Source organism: Nocardia vermiculata NBRC 100427 (genome assembly GCF_001613265.1).
In the GTDB taxonomy this organism is placed as follows: Bacteria; Actinomycetota; Actinomycetes; order Mycobacteriales; family Mycobacteriaceae; genus Nocardia; species Nocardia vermiculata.
On sequence record NZ_BDCA01000028.1, the window covers coordinates 1 to 20,428 of the forward strand.

Below are 20,428 nucleotides of genomic sequence, written 5' to 3' on the forward strand. Positions count from 1 at the left end.
AACACACCGAACTCCCGTCTCGAAACCAAGGCTTCGAGACAGCCGGTCTACAACCGGTCTATCTAGAAGACCTCGGACCCCTCGTCAGGCCGATCCGATGCTGCACCGTCAGTGATCATGCTCGGAGGCTTGCGGGTGAAAGCCGACGAGGGCAGCTCTCCGCTCGTGACGCCCAGATCGTCGCGGGCACTTGCGTAGAACGCGCCCCGATGAATGCCTATCGACACCACCAGACCGGCGAACTCGGTATGGCTGGCCTCCCGGCCCTGCGCGATGTGCCCCAGCTGGACCAGTTTGTCGAACCACGCTCGTCCGGCCGTGACCGCAGTAGGGGACCCGAGCAGCATCACGGCCTCCCGCAAGCCGCCCGCTCGGAATGGAAGTCCCGCGAGGCGTGACGCCCCAACATCGGGATCCAGTGGCTGGCTGATGGTCTGGTAACCCCGCGCAGCCGAGAGTCGGAAGGCGACATCGGAGTATCGCCTCAGGACCTGCGCGTAGTCGTTGTACGCGGCAAGCCGCTTGTCATCCCACCTCGCCGCCTGGGATCGCCTCCACTTCGTGCGCTCGGTGATCATCGTCGCTGCATAGGTGGCGCCGGCTCCGATGACAACGCCGAGGATGGCGACCATCTGCTGTGCAATTGCAGTCATTCGGGATCGAAACCTCTTCGGTCATCTTGGTGTGGGCTGGCTGGCTGAATAGCTTCTCCCTCTCGATGTCAGCAGTCCGGCTGGAACGGGTAGCACCCTGCTGGGAACTGCGATGTCGGTGCTGCCGCCTCCTCGGTTGGGGGCAGTAAGGCGGCGGGTGACGGTTCGGGCGAGGATGAAGGCTGCGGTGTCTCCTGATTTGTCACCTGGCTGACGTCGGCGTGCTGGTTGGTGTGTGTCACCAGCCATGTGCCGCCACCCAGTGCGGCGACCGCCAGCAGGGCCGCCGTCACCCATATGCCGACGCGTGACCTTCCTGGTGCCGGCGTTGGCCTGGGCGGTTGGCTGGAGGCCTGCGCGACGAATTGGCTGGGAGTACGTCCGACGTCACCGAACCGGTGCTCGGCCGGGACTACTACTGGGCCGGAAACCGGTTCCGGTGCATGTGGCTGCTGCAGTTGGGGTGCTGGCTTCGAATCCAGTGGCTGGGGGCGGGGCGTCGGTGGTTGCGTCCGTTCGGTGGTGGGTTCCGGTGCTTCACCGTCGGGGGCGCGTAGGCGGATCTGGCCGCGAGTGATGGTTACTTGCTGGACCTCGGTTTTTTCGGTCCGAACGAGAGTGGTTCGCCCGGACCGGTACCAGTCGCTGTGTTGGCCGATTCCGCCGTGGTCTTCACCTCCACATTTGCAGACGCATTTGAAGACCGAGCTGGGATCGGCATCTTGGCAGTTGGTGTCGCACACCATCGTTCGTGAGAACTCGATCCGCATCTCGATCTCACCGTACTTGTCTGCCATCGCCGCCGCGAGCGGCAGCATGTGTCTGCGGCCAAGTCTCCACACGGTCAGGCCGTGGCGTTGAACGGGCTTGAGGTGGATTCGGTTACTGCCCAGTGCCCGCCTGAGCCATCTCCGATTCGAACTGCCCTCGTATGGCAGATATGCATACAGCGCGGTCGTGCCCGTCTCCGGCTCGATCGCGCGTTCCAACCATGGGTGGCTCGACATTGCTGTCCCCCTTCGGTTTGCGTCTTCCGGCGCTGGTTTCGAATCCAGTGTGAAGGCGGGGACCGACAAGGTCGCCGCTGATCATGACGGGATGCGTGACCGTGTCACGGCTATCCGTCATGATCACGAAGTCTTTCGTCGTGGCGCTGGCGGTAGTCGCGTTGTCTGCACGTGGGCGAACAGTGCCGGGCGTCTGCGCGCATGCCCGGTGCTCCAGGGAAGATCTGGTTGCCACACCCCGGGCACACGATCCCAGCACCAGCATCCAAACGCTGACCGGTGGTGCGTAGACGCTCGCAGGGTGTGCCGAACCGCTTCCTGAATCGGTAGGCGCGAGCGACGCAGGCCGACGAGCAGTACCGGCGCCGCGGATGTGCGCTAGCGGGCAGCATCACCGCACATGCAGGGCATCGACGACGTACGCGATGACGGTTCATACATCGATGGTCCTTGGGTCGGAACGTATCTGGTTGGAATCCAGCTACAAGGGGCACTCACAGTTCCCGACACGATGTCTCGACATCTGTATCCCGACTCCACCTGGCATCCAGCCCGCTTCGATCGAGGTGTCTAGAACCGACTGATAGGCCAGGGATGCAATCAATTTCGTTCGGTTCGTGCTGGCCTGTGGCACCATGAACTGATGGCAGCAATAGGGGGTGCCGCTGCTGCGGCTGGCCTTCAGTTCCAGTACCTCTACACGCTCTCGGTTCTACTGGATATGGTGCGATCGGACGGTCAGTCCCGAGACCGCATCGTAGCGGTCGAGGATATCCGTGAGGTCGACTCTGTGCGTCGGGCAATGGATTTCACGGTCCGCGACGCCGCTGTTGACACTGACTTGCGGCTCGTTGAGGTGAAGTACACGTCCAGCCGCAGTACGGGCATCGGGAAATTGCTGAGCGGGCTGCTGCGGATGGTCGAATTCGGCGACGCGTCTGAGTACGAGTTCGTCGTCAACACCGCGCCGACCGCTGATATGGAGGCAGTCAACGCGGTGCTGGAGTCCACCATCGACGATGCTGAATTCCGGGGCGCACTCGTGGCTGTAGCGGCGCGGTCGGTCGATGTTGCTGGACAACTTCGAGCAGCCGATGCGAGCAGTCTGGCTCGACTGCGGCGGTGCCGGATCGTGACGGTGGACGCAGATCTGGACGAATTCCACGATCGCGTCAAGGATCGGGTGCGCCAGTGGCGCCGCGAGCATGGTCTATCGCTGGGGGAACGGTCGGCTGAGGTGTTGATGGGAAGGCTCATCGCGGCCGTGTTCGGACTTGCCGCTCGGTCGCCGAAGTCTCAACTGCGCCGCGAGGACTTCAGCGACCTCCTGGCGACAGGGCCGTTCGTGCTTGCGCAGGTGGCTGGAGTCGTCGATAGCGGGGAAGGAATCGCGCAGGTACCACCGCCCGGGACGACGATGCGGGGCGCCCTTTTCGAAAAGCTGACTGCCACGTTGAACGCCGGAGTGTGCACCGAGACGGTACAGCGGTGTGTCGTGAGAGGGCGATCCGGCATCGGGAAGACCCGGCTGGCGGCCACCTATACCCACGCACACCGCCACGCCTACGACAGGATCCTGTGGCTCAACGCTGTCGACGACGACGCAGTATCCGCTTCGATCCTGGCTCAGGGCGGACTGCTCGGCTTCGACGACCCGGGCTCGTGGGCTCGGAAACGGTTGGCTACCGAGTTCCGCGCTGCGCTGGCCAGGTTCCCCGGGACGTGGCTGATCGTCCTGGATGACGCCCGATCAGCTCGAGCAGTGCAACAGTGGCTGCCGACGGCCGGATGGGGGCATGTTCTGGTCACCACCCTGGATCGTGGCGGCTGGCCCGAATTTGCTCCAATCGATGTCGACATTATGGAAGGCGATGAGGCCCGGCACCTTCTCAGTACCCGCCTCGGCTTCGAAATCGAGACACTGGATGCCGAGCAGATCGAACTGCTGGATACTCTGGCACGCGAGCTGGGTCGCTGGCCATTGGCACTCGAGGTTGCCAGCGCCTACCTCGGATCCAACAGCGATATCACCGACGCTGTGCGCAGCTATGTATCCGAGATCAAAACCTATGCCATCGGTGATATCAGCCTGGAAATTCCCCACTATCCGCGTCCATTGCTGGCAGCGATCGGTATGTGCTTGGACCGTATCGACAGCCTCGCGGCGAACCACCGTCCGGCGGCCGTGGCCCGGAACATGCTATCGGTCGCCAGCATTCTGGCACCGCGCGACCTTCCTGCGCACCTGACGTATGTGTGCGCGATCAGCAGTGAAGAAGACGCCTTCGCCGACGCGAAAGGCTCGGTCTTGCCCGCCAGGCGCGATCCTGCCGCTCCTCATGCGGCAGCGCGCAGGGTGCTCGAGTCGGTGTCGTTGGTCGATTACTACCGCAGTCCTCGGGCGCACGTGCCGCCGGAACTACGGTTGCGTCTGGAAATCAACGACATCATTCAACAGATCGTGCGATCGAGATATGACCACGACCAGGCGATGAAAACGACTGCGGTGCATTTGGGTACCTGGTTCTGGGTGCTCGCCCGCGACGGTGACTACGTCTCTGTTGCCCTCGTCGCCCACCACGCGGCCACCCTGCTGCGTCATATCGGGGACAGCGGGCCCGCTCCGTGGCAGATCGCCCCGCTGCTCGGCAACCTTGCTCACCTCCACCAAGTTCGTGGCCAGACACAGGATGCGATCCCTCTGCTGGAGTATGAGGTCCGGCTGCTGATGCACCACCAAATGGAACCACAAAACCTACTGGAATCGGTGGCCCAACTAGCCCAACTCCGGATGCAAAACGACTCGCCAGAACACGAGATCATCGATGCCGTCACTTCCTGCCTGGACATCGCCGACTCAGCGGCAGGGTATGTCTCAGCCGAGACGCTGACCAAGGCACGGATCGCGGCGACCACCGTCGCCGATGTTATGCAGCGCACCGCAGCTAAACGAGACCAGCCCACCGAACTGTATGACGGGCTCGTCGAACGCGGTCGGCAGGCGCTCTCGTCTGACTGTGTGGCACCCTACGTCGACCTGTTCGAGATGAATCGTGAGCTGGAACATCGTTTCGAATCCGATGCTCGTGACGACGAAGTCGACTTCGCACACCGCTACGTGGTCGCCCACGATCCCCGAGATGTATACAACGGGATTATCTCTCGAACCCAACTCGTGCATGCTCTGGCCCGCGTGCTCCGGTATGCCGAGGCATGTGACGTGGTCGCGGACATCCGTGAGCTGGTCGAACAGCAACCCGATCTCGTGCTGGGGGTTGCCGAACGACTGCTCGTGGTGGCCATGGAAATCCCCATGCGCACCATCCATGCTGGGTACAGTGCGTCCGTCCCGCTCATGGCATCATTGAGTGAGCTTGTCGCCCTGTTTCCGTTGACGGAGTATGAGCGCTACCGGCACATGATCGCCACCGGCCTAGCGTGCGCTATGCGCGGTGATCTAGCCGGCGCCACCCATTTGTCCGCCCTGATCGCAGCCGCCAACCGGCCATCGTTGCCGAGCATCGTCGTTTCCTCGTATGTGATCGATCTGGCTGAGCAATGGCTCCACCACTGGGTCGACTCGACCGCTGCGGGCATCGAGCCACTCTTCATTCAGGCCCTCGATGTCGTTCACGCGAGCGGTGGCGCTACAACGGGCTCGGTCCGCCCGTTATTGCTGATGACGGTCGCTGATGACGACTACACCCGCTTGCTCGACTGCGTGGAATCTTGGCGATGCGGGTGGCAAATCGCCGACACTGGTACTGCGGTGCCCGCCCTCGTCCAATTGATCAACATATCCGGCGAGCCTGTCGCGGCGATCATGGTGCTCGGATATCAAAAAATTCAGGGCCGGCGCTCCGACAAAATGATGATCCGATCTTTTTCCGACCAGTGCGCGCAGGCCGAACCTGGTCCACACCTAGTCAGCACAGGAATCATTGCCGATCCCATCCCAATTTCCGAGGACTGAGCAGTTACATGTAGGAGACCGGTTTCGTTCCCGGCGAGACGGTCCTGATCCAAGGGGCCACCGGTGTCGCCGGCCGGCTCGCGGTCCAAGTGGCCCGTCTCCTCGGTGCGGGGCGGATCGTCGCGACGGGCCGGGACGACGATCAACTACGCAGTGTGCGGGCTCTCGGAGCTGACGCCGTGATCAATACCGCCGTCGGCGACGACGAGTTGGCGCGTGCGTTCACCGATGAGGCGGGAGACGGCTACGACGTCGTGGTCGACTACCTGTGGGGACGGCCGACCGAGATCCTGTTGCGCACCCTGGTGCCCGAGTCGTTCGCGTTCGGCAAACCGACCCGCTTGGTCCAGGTGGGAGAGTCCGCCGGTCGCGAGCTCACCCTCGCCGCCGACAGTCTGCGCACCTCCGGAGTCGAGATCTACGGCGCGGCCAAGGGGCTCGACGCGCAGCTCATCGGCGCCGTGTACGAGCAGATCGTGCAGTGGGCCCGGGTCGGCGAGCTCGTCTTCGACCTGGCCGCGATCCCGCTGAGTGACATCGAAGCCGGGTGGCAACGCACCGATCTACGTGGAAAACGTCTGGTCGTGCTGCCATAGCTCGGCGCCTCCCACTCGTCGGGAGGATCCCGCGACAGCCCCGGTGGTCGATGTTGGGATGGAACTCGGCGTTCCGATTGTCGAGGGAGAAGTAGATGTCCGATACTCCGGTGTCCGTGGTCGATAGTGCAGCGCTACGTGCGGTGATGAGCAATTTCTGCACCGGTGTCGCGGTGGTGACGGCGTGGGACGGGACGCAGCCGCTGGGTTTCACCTGCCAGTCGTTGGTTTCGGTGTCGCTGGAGCCGCCGTTGGTGTCGTTCTGTCCGGCGAAGTCGTCGACCACCTGGCCGCGTATCCGGCCGCTGGAACGGCTGTGCATCAATGTGCTCGCGCACGACCAGCGCGATCTCTGTTTGTCGTTTGCCAAGAGCGGGGCGGAGAAGTTCGACGGTATCGAGTGGTCGGCCGGCGGGAACGGTGCTCCGGAGTTGCACGGCGCGCTCGCCTATGTCGAGGCCAACGTGGTCGCCGAGCACGAGGCCGGGGATCACACGATCGTGGTGGCGGAGGTGACCGATCTCCGGACGCACGTTTCGGATGCACCGTTGGTGTTCTTCCGCGGTGAGTTCGGTCTGCCCGATCCGCTGCAGGCGCGGTAGTAGTACCCGCAGCACAGAATTGCGGCTGTTTCGGTCGAGCCCGGGGGGTCGACCGAAACAGCCGTCGCAACACCGCGACTCCGGAGCCGTCGCCGTGCAGAATGCAGCGGCGGGGTCCGGAGTCGCTGTTGTCGGTGAGGGTTATCAGCCCTTGGCCCACGACCATTCGTGGCCCCAGTAGCTGTCGGCGGTGATCTCCTCGGCGGAATAGGTGGCGTTGTCGACGATCATGCCGCCGGTGCCGAATTCGAGATCCCAGCCGCCGGGCGTGCGGGCGTAGAACGAGATCATCTTGTCGTTGGTGTGCCGCCCGAGCGTGGAGGACAGGTGGTACCCACTACCGACCACCCGGTCCAGCGCCCGGCCCACATCGTCGAGTTCGTCGACCTCGACCATGATGTGGATCAGGCGCGGTGCGCCCGGATCGGGCAGCGGCATCAGGGCGAGGGTGTGATGGCGGGCGTTGCTGCTCAGGAAGCGGATCCGCATCGGTCCGGCCTCCGGCGGCGCCTGCATACGGAAGGCACCGCGGGAAGCGAATCCCAGCACCTCGGTGTAGAAGTCGCTCGCCGCGCCGACGTCGCCCACCGGGATGACGATGTGGCCGAGACCCAAACTGCCCGTGACGAATCGGTGGCCGTGCGCGGTCACGACCGGGCTGTGGTCGAGCTTCGGACCGTGGAACACCTCGAGCGGGGTGCCGCAGGGGTCCTCGAAGGTGATCACCGCTTCGACCCCGCGTGCGTCCGCTTCGGCCTGCGACAGGGTTTTCACGGTGGTGCCGGCCGCGGTGACGGCGGCGGCGATCCGGTCCAGGGCCGCACCGTCGCGCGCCTGCCAGCCGACCGCCAATACCTGATCGACGGTTCCCGGGGTCAGCTCCAACCGGTGACCGTGTTCGTCCATGCGCAGGTACAGCGCATCCGGATCCGATCCACTGCCCGTGCCGAAGCCGACGGTGTCGATCGCGAACTTACGCCAGGCGTCGATATCGGTGATCTCGATCTTGACGTACCCCAGCGAATGAATATCGCTCATTACTGTCCTCTCTGTGGCGGCGGGCCGCCGAATGCTGTTGTCAGGCCGATGAAATCGCGGACTGTGCCTGCACGATCGTCAGCTTCCCGTCGAGCACCGCGTCGTGCACGGCGGCGTCGAGCCGGGAGCACCCCGCGAGGGTGGGGCCCGGCAGGGGTGAGGTGGCGAGTTCGTGGCAGGCGGCGCGGGCGTCGGCATTCCACTGGATGCTGGTCTGGTCCGGGCTGGCCTTGCGTACCAGCACCCGGGCGGCGCAGGCCTCGCAGGCGACCGATGTCATCGGTACGTCATCGAGGCGATTGTCGGTCCGGGGCGCACTCATGTCGCGGATCCGGAGGCTTGTTGGGCTTGCTGAGCCTGCTTGGCGATGTTCTCGGCAATCTCTGCACGCCAGACCTTTTGGGCCTTGGTGATATCGAGTTCGTATTCGAATCGATCCACCATTTCCGGCTTGACGTCGGCGGCGTCGACGTAGAACTGCTCGTACCAGCGACGCAGCTGATAGACCGGCCCGTCTTCCTCACACAGCAGCGGATTGTCGATGCGCGCCTTGCGCTTCCAGATCGCCACGTCCTGTTCGAAGCCGAGCTTGATGTAGTCGCCGAGCGCGATGGCGGCCTGAGTGGCGGCTTCGCGGGGCAGATCCTCGGAGATCTTGCCGATGATGCCGTACATCAGGACGAACTTGTTGGAGCTCACCGGATAGTGGCAGTTCAGCAGAACCGTGTGCTGGTCGCCGGTCTCGTAGTGATAGGTCAGGTCGTCGATCATGAACGAGGGGCCGTAGTAGGACGCCACGGAGGTGGACCCGAGCATCTTGGGCTGTCCTTCGGGTGCCGGGTAGTCCTCCCGGGCAACACCGTTGAAGTACTGGGTGGCGATATGACCTTCGAAGACGTTCTTGAAGTACGACGGCATCGAGCCGTGGATGTAGTAGAAGTGCGCCATATCCACGACGTTGTCGATGATCTCGCGGCAGTTGGTGTCGACCACCGTGGTGTACCAGTGCCAGTCGGTCCAGTCGTCGCTGTCCGCGCCTTCGATCCGGGGAATCGTCACCTCGTCGGTGGGTTTGCCGCCCTCCGGATCGTGCCAGACGAACAGCAGACCGTCCTGGGCGAGCGTGGTCCAGCCGCGGGTGCGGGCCAGCGGGGGAACGCGGCGGGCGTAGGGGATCTGCTTGCACTTGCCGTCACCACCCCAGCGCCAGTCGTGGAAGGGGCAGGCGATCTCGTCGCCCTTGACCTCACCGTCGGAGAGGTCGCCGCCCATGTGGCGGCAGTAGGCGTCGAGGATATTGATCTTGCCGCTGGCGCCCTGGAAGACGACCAGCTTGGTGCCGAAAGCCTCGACCGTGTGCGGTTTTCCGTCGGTGTAGTCGCGGAGCAGTCCCAGGCAGTGCCAGCCACGAGCGAATCGGACCGGCGCCGCCGCCGCTTCGATCTCACGGATGTCCTGGTCTGATTGCAGCGATGTCATTGCGCCCTCCTCGGAGCAGATATTCGATGGGCTGTCGTGGGTTGTTGTTCGGCTGCGTCGGGGCTCAGATCATGATGCGCAGCGGCCCCTCGGGGACCTCCACGCCCAGCGACGACATGGCGGCCGCGTGATACGTGGTGCTGGTGACATGGATCGCGTGATGCAGACCGGCGTGCGCATCGCGCCAGAAGCGTTGCAGTGGCTTGTCCATGCGCAGGGCGTTACCGCCGGCGCGATCGAAGATGTCGTCTGCGGCACGGACGGCACGCCAGGCGGCGCGTGCCTGGTCGCGGCGCACCTGCGCACGGGTCGCGAAGTCGATCTCCTCGCCCCGGTCGACCTTGTCGAAGATGCGGTCCACATTGGCCAGCAACTGCTGCCGGGCGGCGTCGATCTCGGAGGCGGACTCGGCGAGCGAATGCAGCACGTACGGGTCGTCCTTGACCAGGGTGCCGGTGGCGCCGACCCGGTTGCGCTGGTAGTCGATACCGGCGGCGAGCAGGCCCTCACAGATGCCGATCGTGGCCGAGGTGATGCCGAGCGGGAACATGGTCGACCACGGCATCTTGTACAGGGTTTCGGTGACACCGTATTCCTTGGCCGCGGTGCCGTCGATGACCTTGTCCTGCTCCATCACCCGGTAGTCGGGGATGAAGGCGTTGCGCACCACGATGTCCTTGCTGCCGGTGCCGCGCAGGCCGACCACGTCCCAGGAGTCGGGCACGATCTCGTAATCCGAGCGGGGCAGGATCACGTGCAGGGCCTGCGGCGGCATCAGCGGCTTACCGTCGGCGCCACCGACCATCGCGCCCAGGAAGATCCAGTCGCAGTGATCGGTCCCGGAGGAGAACTGCCACCGGCCGTTCAAGATGTAACCGCCGTCGCCGGGCACCGCGACACCGCCGGGCATATAGGGCGAGGCCTGCCAGGTGTTGGTGTCGGTGCCGAGAATCTCGTCCTGCACCTTGGGATCGGCGAAGGCCAGCTGCCACGGGTGCACCCCGACGATGCCGCCGACCCAGCCCGCGGAGCCGTAGAGGCTCGCGGTCTTCATGACCGTCTCCGCGAATTCGCGCGGATGGGCCTCGTATCCGTCGTACTTCTTGCGCTGCAGCAGACGAATCAGGCCGGCCTGCTTCAGGCTCTTGGCCATGTCGTCGGGGAGCCGACCCAGCGACTCACCCTCCTGGGCGCCGGCGCGGATCTCGTCGGCGATCGCCACGATGTTGTCGAGTACTGGGTTCGGCATAGGGGCTCCTGAACTGTCGAGAGGGGTACGGGTCGGTTGCGACCTGCTGGGTGAGCGGGCTGAAGGTCGCTACCACAACGCTGGATTCGCCGTACCGAATAGAGCTTGGCAAGTATTGACGACGCTGTGACGTTCGTCTCCTGGTGAGTGGAACAGAACTTTTTCCGAGGGGTCTACCAGGCGTTATAGCCGCTCGGTGGACGCCGGATCACTGGGAGGTGAAACCGCCGTCGGCGACGAACTCCGACCCCGTGCTGTAACTCGACTCGTCGGAGACGAGGAACAGCACCAGATTCGCCAACTCCTCGGGCTTGCCGGGACGCGCCAACGCCTGATCGTGGAACATGGAATTGGACCGCATCGAATCGGCGGTCATCTCGGTCACCACGACACCCGGATGGACCGAATTGACCCTGATCCCCATCGGCCCGAACTCCTGCGCCGCGGTCTTGGTCATTCCGCGCACGGCCCACTTCGAGGCGGCGTAGCCGAGAATGTTGGAGAAGCCGATGATGCCGCCGACGGAGGAGATGTTCACGATCGACCCGCCGCCGGCCCGGCGCATGGATCCCACGACGGCCTTCATACCGAGGAATACGCCGACCTGATTGACGTCGATCACCTTGCGGTAGTCCGCCTCGGCGAGCGTCTCGATCGGATCCACATGCACGATTCCGGCATTGTTGACCAGGCCGGACACCGGACCGAAGGTCGATTCCGCCTGTGCCACAACAGTGTTCCAGGATGTTTCATCGGTGACGTCATGGGTGGCGAACAGCGCCGAGTCCCCCAGGCGTGCCGCGGTCCGCTGGCCCTCCTCGGTCAGGACATCGGTGATCACCACCGAGGCACCCTCCTCGACCAGCCGTTGCGCGAACGCCGCACCCATCCCGCGAGCGCCGCCGGTGATGATGACCGTCTTGTCGGTGGCCCTGCCCATATTCACTCCTGCTCCGTGTACTGAACCCCGTGCGTGCTGTTGCCGCCGGTCTCCTGAACTCGGCGTGCCGGAAATCCTGTTGTACCGACCGGGGCGCGGGGCTCGGCGTCGCCCGTTCCGGTCACCGGAAACGAAAACGCCCGTGGTTGCCGCCCGGTATAGCCTCCGAACAGGTGTAAGCAGGGCGATCACCGGCGCTGCCGGCGCCTGGTCTTCGTCGCTCACAGCCGTTTCGGCTGCCGTTCCGCGCTCGGGCCGCGTGCCGCCGCGGACCCCTGCCGGACTGCCTCTTCCATGGATCCACGACCAGTAGAGAATCGGAGACGAAGCATATGAGCGGACGTTTGGCCGGCCGGGTTGCTCTCATCAGCGGTGGCGCTTCGGGGATGGGTGCGGCCCACGCCCGGGCCTTCGTCGAACACGGAGCGAAGGTGATGCTCGGCGATATCGCCGACGACACCGGGCAGGACTTGGCCCGCAGCCTCGGTGACGCCGCGGCCTATGTGCACCTCGACGTCACCCGGGCCGAGGACTGGGCCGACGCGGTGCGGGCGACCGAAGAGCGGTTCGGTTCACTGAATGTGCTGGTGAACAATGCCGGCGTCCTGGAAGGGGGACCGCTGGGAACCTATACCGAAAAACAGTGGCGGCGCGTGCTCGACATCAACCTGACCGGGCCGTTCCTGGGGTTGAGCGCGGCGCGTGACGCGCTGGTCGCCGCCCGGCCGGCCGCGGTGGTCAATATTTCGTCGGCGGCCGGGATCCAGGGGCATTCCCCCTATCACGCCTATACCGCGTCGAAATTCGGTGTGCGCGGCCTGACCAAGTCGGCGGCACTGGAACTGGCGCCACACGGAGTGCGGGTCAACTCGGTCCATCCCGGTGGCATCATGACGCCGATGACGGGTCACGCCGATACCGGCACCGTCGACCGCGGTGACAATGTGCGCGCGAGGTTCGGTCTTCCCGAAGAGGTGACCGATGTGGTGGTCTTCCTGGCGAGCGTCGAATCCAGCTACTGCAACGGCGCCGAGTTCGTCGTCGACGGCGGGATGACGGCCGGCGCGGCGAACTGATCCGGACGAGCCGGAGGAGGGCGGAGCGCAGCACGTGCCCACCCGTTTCCGGTGGACGCGCTGATATAGTTACACGCTGTAATTAATTTCAGTACTTGGCAGGGGAGAGCCGTGGGAAGGTTACCGAGCCCCGATAAAGTCGCGGCTCAGCCGACGAATCGGCAGCAGGAACTGCGGCGCCGGCGGCTGCTGGATGCGGCCGCCGAACTCGGCGAGCGTGACGGTTTCGAGGCGGTGCAAACCAACGAGATCGCCAAGGAAGCCGGGGTCGCGATCGCGACGCTCTACCGCTACTTTCCGACCAAGACGCACCTGTTCGCCACGGTTCTCCATGAGGAGATCAAGCGGTTCACCGAGGTGTGGTTCCCCACGCAGCGACCGGACCGACTCGCGGAAGTCGGGGATCTGCTCGTGGCGCTGGCGCAGCAACTGATCACACGACCTCGACTGGCTGCCGCGATGGTGCACAGTGCCACCGTGGGGTACGCGCCGCCGGTCATCTCCGACGTCACGCTGATGCAGATTCGGGTGCGGGACTGCATCCTGGGCACGATCGGCGTCGCCGAACCGGACGACGAGGATCTGTACCGTGCCAAGCTGCTGCAGTTCGCCTGGTGGGGCGTTCTCGTGTCGATGATCGACGAGCAGGTCTCGAATGCCGACGCCGAGAAGGAAATCAGAGCCGCTGCCCGGCTGCTGCTGACCTCGTGTTCGTGCTGGCGCGCTCCGGCCGGGGCGCTCTCCGGCGCCGATGAGGCGGGCGGCAGCTGACTCGGCCCGAGCCTCGCCCCGCTGTCGCGCTATCCGACATCGAGCCTGGTCCAGGCGGGTGCCTCGTCGGAAACGGCCGTCGTGGATATGGGCACGGCGTGTCCTGACCGCGGGGTGCCGGGCCGGTGGGCCGTTGCCCGCGGGCCGGCGAACAGCTGGTTGGAAATGGCATTGGCGGCGCCGGCCAGCTGGGGTGCGAGCCGGGCGAGTGGGGCATCGGTATCGCTGGTGAGCGAGATGGCGGCCACGGGCTGGTCCGGGCTGCGCAGCGCGATGGCGGCACAGATGATCCCGGGGTACGTTTCGCCGGTTTCGTAGGCGATGCCGTGGTGGCGGCGGATGTGGCCGAGTTCGGTGTGCAACCGGGTCAGGTTCAGCGGCCGGGTGTGGTCGGGAGCATGTGCGTATTCGTGATCGACATGTTCGGGTAGGTGCCAGGCGAGAATGGCCTTGCCCAGTGCTGTCCGATGTGCCGGGACGCGGCCCCCGACTCGGGAGGGAACGTGCAGGGCGCGCCGGCCGCCGATTTTGTCGAGGTAGTAGACCTCGGTGCCGTCGAGAATCGCGAGGTGGACGACGAGCCCTGTGTAGATGGCGAGCTGGTGGAGCACGGGGGCGGCCGCGGCACGCAGGGCCCCGTGCCCGATCTCCCGTCCGCCGAGTGCGAGTGAGCGGGGGCCGAGGCGATAGCTGTCGTCGACCCGTTCGAGCCATTGCATGCGAACCAGCTGGTCGAGGATGCGATGGGCCGTCGACCGGGGGAGATGGGTGAGCCGGGCCACCCGTTCGAGGGGTAGGCAGATGTGTGGCCGGTCGAACAGATCGAGGATCAACGTCATCCGCTCGACCATCGAGGCGGGCAGCGTCTGCTGCTCGATCACGGACTGGGCATTGCTGCTCGACGTCGAGACCATGCCACACACCTCTTCCACAGAAACTGAAATCAATTCTGGTATTCGACTATAGCGGTGATGTGGGTCACGGTGAAAGGCCTCCCGTGGAATTCGGTGTCCCGCTCACCAGAAGGGCACCCCGCGCAGGGGGGTGCGGACGGGCACCCTCTACGCCGAGGAGTACGGGACGACGCACCGCATACGGCACGGCCGGTCCCGTCGGATCAGCGCTGGGAAGGGAACCCCATGGGCGGACAACGTCGTTCCGATCTGCACCCGGAAGTCGAAGCAATGCTGAAATCACTGGAAGCTTTCCCGGATGTGACCCGGTACGAGGCGGCGGAGTTGCGGGAGCTCATCCGATCCAGGAGGGCCCCGCTGACCAGGCAGCCCGCCATGCGAGTGGCCGAGGATCGGGTCATCGCCGGCCCCGGTGGCGACCTCGCCGTCCGGATTCTGGCGCCGGAGCAGCAACAGCCGGGGCCGCTGCCGGTGATCGTCTTCGGCCACGGCGGCGGATTCGTGTTCTGCGATCTGGACAGCCACGACGAGTTCTGCCGGTCGATGGCCGACGCGGTGCAGGCGGTGGTCGTCTCGGTCGATTACCGGCTCGCGCCCGAACATCCCGGTCCCGCGGCGATGGAGGACATGTACGCCGCGCTGAACTGGGCCGTCGAGCACGCCGCGGACTACGGGGGCGACCCGGACCGGGTGGCAGTGGCCGGTGACAGCGCCGGCGGCAACCTGGCCGCCACCGTGAGTCTCGCGGCACGTGATCGCGGCGGGCCGCGGATCGCCGCGCAGATCCTGATCTATCCGGTGATCGACGACGATCTGGACACCGAGTCCTACCGGCGCTACGGCGAGGGGTACTACAACACCACCGAGGCCATGCGCTGGTACTGGGCTCAGTACGCACCCGCGGGCACCGACGATCCGTACCTCGTTCCCACCCGCGCCGACTCGCTGGCCGGGCTGCCGCCCGCGGTGGTCGTCACCGCGGAACTCGACCCGCCCTGCGCGGCCGGCGACGACTACGCCCGCCGGCTCGCCGCGGCCGGAGTAGCGGTCGACGCGCACCGGTTCGACGGACTGTTCCACGGATTCCTGACCTTCCCGTCGCTGTCACACACCGAGCCGGCGCGGCAACGCCTGTGGCAGATGACGCGCGAGGTACTTGCCGGATAGTCCGGCCCTTTCGCCCCCAACCCGAAGTGGAGTTCCGATGAAGAAGAAGATGCCGCCGTTGGTGCCGGCCCACGACGAGACCGTCGACCTGCTCGTGATCGGAGCGGGCACCGGCATGGCCGCCGCGCTCGCCGCGCACGAACGCGGCCTGTCGGCCCTGATCGTGGAGAAGACCAGCTACGTCGGCGGGTCGATGGCCCGGTCCGGCGGCGCTTTCTGGGTCCCGGGCAATGCGGCCCTGCGCGAGAAGGGGCCCGCGGCGCGTGAGGCCGCCGAGATCTACCTGAAATCGGTGGTCGGCGATTCCGCGCCCGCCGAACGCAGCCGCGCATTCCTCGCGCACGGCCCGGCGGCCATCGACATGCTCGGGCGGACGACCCCGATGAAGTTCTTCTGGGCGCAGGGCTACTCCGACTACCACCCCGAGGAAGCCGGTGGGCGTGGTGAGGGCCGTACCTGCGAATGCCGTCCGTTCGACGCCTCGGTGCTCGGTGACGAGCGACCCCGGCTGCGCCCGGGAGTCATGGCCTCACCGATTCCGATGCCGGTGACGGGCGCGGACTACAAATGGATGAACCTGCTGGCGCGCAAGCCCGCCAAGGCGCTGCCCCGCATCGCCAAGCGGCTGGTCCAGGGCCTTGGTGGCATGGTGATCGGCCGGGAGTATCTGGCGGGTGGTCAGGCATTGGCGGCCGGCATGTTCCAAGGCGTGCTCGCCGCGGGGATTCCGGTCTGGACCGAGACCTCGCTGGTGCGGTTGATCCACACCGGCGATCGGGTGACCGGGGCCGTCCTGAATCAGAACGGCCGCGAGGTCACGGTCACCGCTCGGCGTGGCGTCGTCCTGGCCACCGGCGGATTCGACCACGACGCCGAGGCCCGGCATCGGTACCAGTCCGAGCGGCTGCCCGCGGATGCCAGCTTGGGTGCCGAGGGCAATACCGGCGACGGCATCAATGTCGCCCACGAACTCGGCGCCGCGACCGCACTGATGGATCAGGCCTGGTGGTTCCCGGCCTTCGCGCAGAAGTCCGGTCGTCCCCCGGCGGTGATGCTCGCCGAGCGCTCACTGCCCCGATCTCTCGTGGTGGATCAGACCGGAACCCGGTTCATCAACGAGGCCACCGACTACATGACGTTCGGCCAAACCGTACTGGCTCGCGAACGCGACGGTGATCCGGTGCAGGACATGTGGATCGTGTTCGATCAGCAGTACCGGGACAGCTACGTGCTGGCGGGCTCGGTCTACCCCCGCCAGGATCTCCCCCGGTCCTGGTACGAGGCCGGGTTCGCACACCGGTCGGAAAACCTCGCCGACCTGGCACGCGCCATGGGGGTGCCGGCGGAGAACCTGATCGAATCGGTGCGCCGGATCAACGAATACGCGGATGCCGGTCACGATCCGGAGTTCGGCCGGGGCGACAGCGCCTACGACCGCTACTACGGTGATCCGACCGTGGCGCCGAACCCGAATCTCGGTGCGCTGCGCAAGGCGCCGTTCTACGCGGTGCGAATGGTGCTCAGCGACTTGGGGACCTGCGGCGGCCTGGTGGCCGACGAGCATGCCCGGGTGCACACCGAGGACGGCGCGATACTGAAGGGCCTGTACGCGATCGGGAACACCGCGGCCAACGCCTTCGGTGCCAGCTACCCGGGTGCGGGAGCGACCATCGGTCAGGGCATCGTCTACGGTTACATTGCAGCGAAACATGCTGCAGAGGAACTAGTTTCGGCCTGACAGGTCGAAACGGGTGGTCCCGCCCGAGTGATCGGGCGGGACCTACCTCAGATGAGCTCGAACCCCTTGTAGCCGGAGTCGGCCACATCGGCGATGATCTGCCCGTACACCCCGAATCCTCCGACGAAGGGCATGAAAACCCGTGGGCGGCCAGGGATGTTCGCGCCCAGATACCAGGAGTTCGCGGCCGGCATCAGGGTCCCCGCGGCCCGCTCGGACAGTTCCCGCACCCAGGATTCGACGGCCTCCTCGGTTGCCTCGATGCCCACCGCGTCGTGCGCGGCGATGTGAGCGATCGCGTCGGCAACCCAGTCCACGTGCAGTTCCGAGTGCAACACCATATTGGCCAGCACCGAGGGGCTACCCGGACCGGTCAGATTGAAGAAGTTCGGGAACCCGTGGGTGCCCAGGCCGAGATAGGTGCGTGGCCCGGCCTGCCACGCCTGCTGCAGTGTGACGCCACCACGGCCTACGATGTTCACCTTGTCGAGCGAACCTGTCATGGCGTCGAAACCTGTTGCCAGCACCAAAGCATCGAGTTCGTGCAGTGTGTCACCGGTCCGCACGCCGGACGGTTCGATCGCGGTGATCGGGGTGGCGCGCAGGTTGATCAGCGAGACGTTGTCGCGGTTGAACGTCTCGAAATAGTGGTCGTCGGTGCAGATCCGCTTCGCCCCGATCGGATGGTCGGTAGGAATCAGCAGCGCGGCGACCTCGGGATCGTCGATGACCGCGCGCACCTTCTCCTCCCAGAACGCGCGGGCCTCGTCGTTGGCGGCGCGGTCGGTCAGCTGGTCGACGAACGTCTTCGAGAACAGGACACCGCCCAGTTCCCAGCGCTTCTCGAAGGCCGCGCGGCGCTCGTCCGGCGACACGTCCAGGGTCGGCGTCGGGATCGCGTTGTGCGGGGATCCGCCGCCACTGGCGAAGGATGCGCGCCGCCGCTCCGCGTAGTCCTGTTTCTGGGCCCGTCGATCGTCGGCGGTGAGCGGCCGGTTCCCCGCCGGCACACTGAAATTCGGGGTGCGCTGGAACACGGAGAGATGGGTGGCCTGCTCGGCGACCTTCGGCACCGTCTGAATGCCCGATGATCCGGTCCCGATCACGCCCACCCGCTGCCCGGTGAAGTCCACACCGTCGTGCGGCCATTGCGAGGTGTGATAAATCGGGCCCACGAAATCCGAGAGTCCCGGAATGGCCGGAACGTTCGCATTCGACAGCGGACCGACGGCGGTGATCACATACTGCGTGTCGATCCGTTCGCCGGCATCGGTGTGCACCGTCCACCGGGTGCTCGCCTCGTCGAGGACGATATCGGTGACCCGGGTGCCGAAGGTGATATCGCGGCGCAGGTCGTAGCGGTCGGCGACATATTCGGCGTAACGCAGGATCTCGGGTTGCGTCGCGTACTTCTCACTCCAGTCCCAGTCCTGCTCCAGCTGCGGATCGAACGAGTACGAGTAGTCGACACTTTCGACGTCGCAGCGGGCACCCGGATACCGGTTCCAGTACCAGACCCCGCCGACCCCGCCCCCGGCCTCGAACACGCGTACCCGCAGACCGTCGCTACGCAGCCGATGCAGCGCATACATGCCGGCGAACCCTGCACCGACGACAACGACGTCGAGGATGCCGGCGGATGCGGATGTCCCGTCGTTCACGGTCCCGCCTTTCGTTTGACGAACAGTGCAGGACCGACGGTAAGTCGGAACGAGCGTACGGCCCGGCCCGCTTTCCGCTGATCGGAAGGGGAGCTGGGATAGAGTTCTGCCGGTCAGCGGGTGCTGTCGATCACCCATTGCTGATAACCCGGATGCGTGTGGACGGCCGCGGTGGCGATCACCTGTGGCGTTTCGTCCGGGTGATGTTCTGCCATGAACGCGAGGATGTCGTCCACCCGCGACCGGCGGGTGTGCAGGACCGCCAGCGTCTCCGGATCGTCCTGCACCGCACCATCCCACCGGTAGATGCTGCGTACCCCGGGGATGATGTTGCCGCACGCCACCAGCCCGGAATCCACCATGTCGCGGACCAGGCGCGCCAGGAGCTCCGGATCGCCGGCGGTGATCGAAACATCTACGACTTGTTCAGGTTCGGCCATGTCTTCAAGTGTCCCTGAGTGCGGGCCATGTCGCGGATCAGGGCTTCGCTCGTGGCGCGCTCTCTCGCCACAGCGCACCAGCCGTGAACGACCGACCCGACATAGGACTGTCCGGCCCACATTCCGCGCATCATCTGCCCGTGAGGATGCAGTTCGAAGTACAAAGTCCCCTTCGACCGCACCGAACCGTCCGCTGCGACATACCAGCCCATGAATGCTTCGGAGTCGTACAGCTTCATCTCGCCGGTCCACGCGTATGAGCCTTCGGCCACCGGACGGGCGCGGGCGCCGGCGAGTTGGAGCCACTGCCCATCCTGTTCGATACGCAGCTCCAGCGAGTCGATTCGCTCGGCCGTATCGCCGAACGCTTGTCCCGAGTACCACCAGTCTCCGGAGAAGTCGAGGCCGCTCGGGGTTTTGCCTGCCAGGGTGTTGAGCGAAACATCCAACACGTCCGACAGGCGAACCAGCTCCGACACAGTCGGCTCAGATTCGCCTGTCTCCCAACGAGAAACGGTCTTCTGGTCGGTGCCGACCAGCTTCGCCAGCTGGGCCTGCGAATAGTCGCACGCCTTCCTTCGCTGCCGGACGACGTCCCCGGTAACGCTCACCGTCGAAACCTCTCGTCGGGGTGGTGTGGAATGTCGATACTATCGTCAGACCAATATGTCTGACTAGACAGTGGTGACTATGAGGTGCATCATTGCGCTACGTCCCGACGCCAGGTTGGGAAGAAGTTTTGCGGCGCCGAGCGCGAACCCAACCACTCTCGGACCTGGGAGGTCGACGATGAGGGCAAGACCAACAGCTCTCGGCTGGATCTCCGACGAGGTCAGCGACTCGCCGCGTTGGGATGAGGCGCAATTGCGGCGCCTCGCGCGGTACCTCGGTTATGAACTCGTCTGGCCGGCCGCCAGCCTGCTGCCACTCCCAGATCTGGTGCGCGAGGCAGATGTCGACGCCGTGCTGACCCCGTCGACTACGCACCTGGACGCGCTCACGCTCAACGCGGTGATGGCCCTGGTGGATGTGGAGACGGTGCTGCCGCGGCTGTCGTTCGCGAAGTGGCCGGACCTCGAGCACCGAGGGGGCATCGGATGTCGGTCTTCTGATCCTCGCGATCT

Annotated in this window: 17 protein-coding genes; 7 read left to right on the forward strand and 10 right to left on the reverse strand. The window is 65.4% G+C overall.

Features of this window, described 5'->3' with window-relative positions; translation table 11 throughout:
• Positions 1–62 precede the first annotated feature (62 nt).
• Positions 63–653: a hypothetical protein gene (locus NV2_RS23920; RefSeq protein WP_067878742.1), complete on the reverse strand. Its 591-nt coding sequence runs from the start codon at positions 651–653 to the stop codon at positions 63–65.
• 1,650 nt (positions 654–2,303) lie between these two features.
• On the opposite strand from NV2_RS23920, the gene NV2_RS23925 reads away from it, so the two are divergent.
• The 3 genes from NV2_RS23925 (at position 2,304) to NV2_RS23935 (ending at position 6,831) form a co-directional block, all read left to right on the forward strand.
• Positions 2,304–5,633 carry a tetratricopeptide repeat-containing protein gene (locus tag NV2_RS23925; protein WP_157103053.1) on the forward strand — a complete coding sequence of 1,110 codons (3,330 nt, stop codon included), beginning with the start codon at positions 2,304–2,306 and terminating at the stop codon, positions 5,631–5,633.
• Between the two features lie 47 nt (positions 5,634–5,680).
• Positions 5,681–6,229: a zinc-binding dehydrogenase gene (locus tag NV2_RS23930; RefSeq protein ID WP_281198557.1), complete on the forward strand. Its 549-nt coding sequence runs from the start codon at positions 5,681–5,683 to the stop codon at positions 6,227–6,229.
• A 95-nt stretch (positions 6,230–6,324) separates the two neighbouring features.
• Positions 6,325–6,831 (forward strand): flavin reductase family protein, encoded by a 507-nt coding sequence (locus NV2_RS23935; protein ID WP_067878756.1) that lies wholly within the window; start codon positions 6,325–6,327, stop codon positions 6,829–6,831.
• A gap of 144 nt (positions 6,832–6,975) precedes the next feature.
• Here the strand turns inward: NV2_RS23935 and NV2_RS23940 are convergent, their stop codons facing one another.
• The 5 genes from NV2_RS23940 to NV2_RS23960 all read right to left on the reverse strand — a co-directional run bounded on the left by NV2_RS23940 (position 6,976) and on the right by NV2_RS23960 (position 11,537).
• Positions 6,976–7,869 carry a VOC family protein gene (locus NV2_RS23940; RefSeq protein WP_067878759.1) on the reverse strand — a complete coding sequence of 298 codons (894 nt, stop codon included), beginning with the start codon at positions 7,867–7,869 and terminating at the stop codon, positions 6,976–6,978.
• A gap of 40 nt (positions 7,870–7,909) precedes the next feature.
• Positions 7,910–8,191: a ferredoxin gene (locus NV2_RS23945; protein ID WP_067878766.1), complete on the reverse strand. Its 282-nt coding sequence runs from the start codon at positions 8,189–8,191 to the stop codon at positions 7,910–7,912.
• The gene (locus NV2_RS23950) at positions 8,188–9,348 is read right to left on the reverse strand and encodes a 3-ketosteroid-9-alpha-monooxygenase, oxygenase component (protein WP_067878768.1); all 1,161 of its coding nucleotides are present in this window, start codon (positions 9,346–9,348) and stop codon (positions 8,188–8,190) included. The genes NV2_RS23945 and NV2_RS23950 overlap by 4 nt, the downstream gene beginning before the upstream one ends.
• Before the next feature lie 64 nt (positions 9,349–9,412).
• Positions 9,413–10,597 carry an acyl-CoA dehydrogenase family protein gene (locus NV2_RS23955; RefSeq protein WP_067878770.1) on the reverse strand — a complete coding sequence of 395 codons (1,185 nt, stop codon included), beginning with the start codon at positions 10,595–10,597 and terminating at the stop codon, positions 9,413–9,415.
• A gap of 208 nt (positions 10,598–10,805) precedes the next feature.
• The gene (locus tag NV2_RS23960) at positions 10,806–11,537 is read right to left on the reverse strand and encodes a glucose 1-dehydrogenase (protein WP_067878773.1); all 732 of its coding nucleotides are present in this window, start codon (positions 11,535–11,537) and stop codon (positions 10,806–10,808) included.
• Between the two features lie 332 nt (positions 11,538–11,869).
• Here NV2_RS23960 and NV2_RS23965 point away from each other — a divergent pair, with 332 nt between their 5' ends.
• Complete coding sequence (locus NV2_RS23965; RefSeq protein ID WP_067878777.1) at positions 11,870–12,613, forward strand: SDR family oxidoreductase; 744 nt, start codon at positions 11,870–11,872, stop codon at positions 12,611–12,613.
• 111 nt (positions 12,614–12,724) lie between these two features.
• Positions 12,725–13,384: a TetR/AcrR family transcriptional regulator gene (locus tag NV2_RS23970; RefSeq protein WP_067878780.1), complete on the forward strand. Its 660-nt coding sequence runs from the start codon at positions 12,725–12,727 to the stop codon at positions 13,382–13,384.
• A 29-nt stretch (positions 13,385–13,413) separates the two neighbouring features.
• Here NV2_RS23970 and NV2_RS23975 read toward each other — a convergent pair whose 3' ends face one another.
• Entirely contained in the window at positions 13,414–14,298 is an 885-nt protein-coding gene (locus NV2_RS23975; protein WP_210749503.1) for an IclR family transcriptional regulator, read from the reverse strand.
• A gap of 225 nt (positions 14,299–14,523) precedes the next feature.
• On the opposite strand from NV2_RS23975, the gene lipP1 reads away from it, so the two are divergent.
• Together lipP1 and NV2_RS23985 are read left to right on the forward strand one after the other, a co-directional pair.
• The gene (lipP1, locus tag NV2_RS23980; RefSeq protein WP_067878782.1) at positions 14,524–15,465 is read left to right on the forward strand and encodes a LipP1 family hormone-sensitive lipase; all 942 of its coding nucleotides are present in this window, start codon (positions 14,524–14,526) and stop codon (positions 15,463–15,465) included.
• Positions 15,466–15,502: 37 nt separating this feature from the next.
• Positions 15,503–17,203, forward strand: coding sequence for a 3-ketosteroid-delta-1-dehydrogenase (locus NV2_RS23985; protein WP_067878784.1), 1,701 nt, complete (start codon positions 15,503–15,505; stop codon positions 17,201–17,203).
• Between the two features lie 47 nt (positions 17,204–17,250).
• Here NV2_RS23985 and NV2_RS23990 read toward each other — a convergent pair whose 3' ends face one another.
• The 3 genes from NV2_RS23990 to NV2_RS24000 form a co-directional block, all read right to left on the reverse strand.
• The gene (locus NV2_RS23990) at positions 17,251–18,864 is read right to left on the reverse strand and encodes a flavin-containing monooxygenase (protein ID WP_067878786.1); all 1,614 of its coding nucleotides are present in this window, start codon (positions 18,862–18,864) and stop codon (positions 17,251–17,253) included.
• Positions 18,865–18,977: 113 nt separating this feature from the next.
• Entirely contained in the window at positions 18,978–19,304 is a 327-nt protein-coding gene (cutA, locus tag NV2_RS23995; protein WP_067878787.1) for a divalent-cation tolerance protein CutA, read from the reverse strand.
• The gene (locus tag NV2_RS24000; protein WP_067878788.1) at positions 19,280–19,915 is read right to left on the reverse strand and encodes a helix-turn-helix domain-containing protein; all 636 of its coding nucleotides are present in this window, start codon (positions 19,913–19,915) and stop codon (positions 19,280–19,282) included. The genes cutA and NV2_RS24000 overlap by 25 nt, the downstream gene beginning before the upstream one ends.
• Between the last annotated feature and the right edge of the window lie 513 nt (positions 19,916–20,428).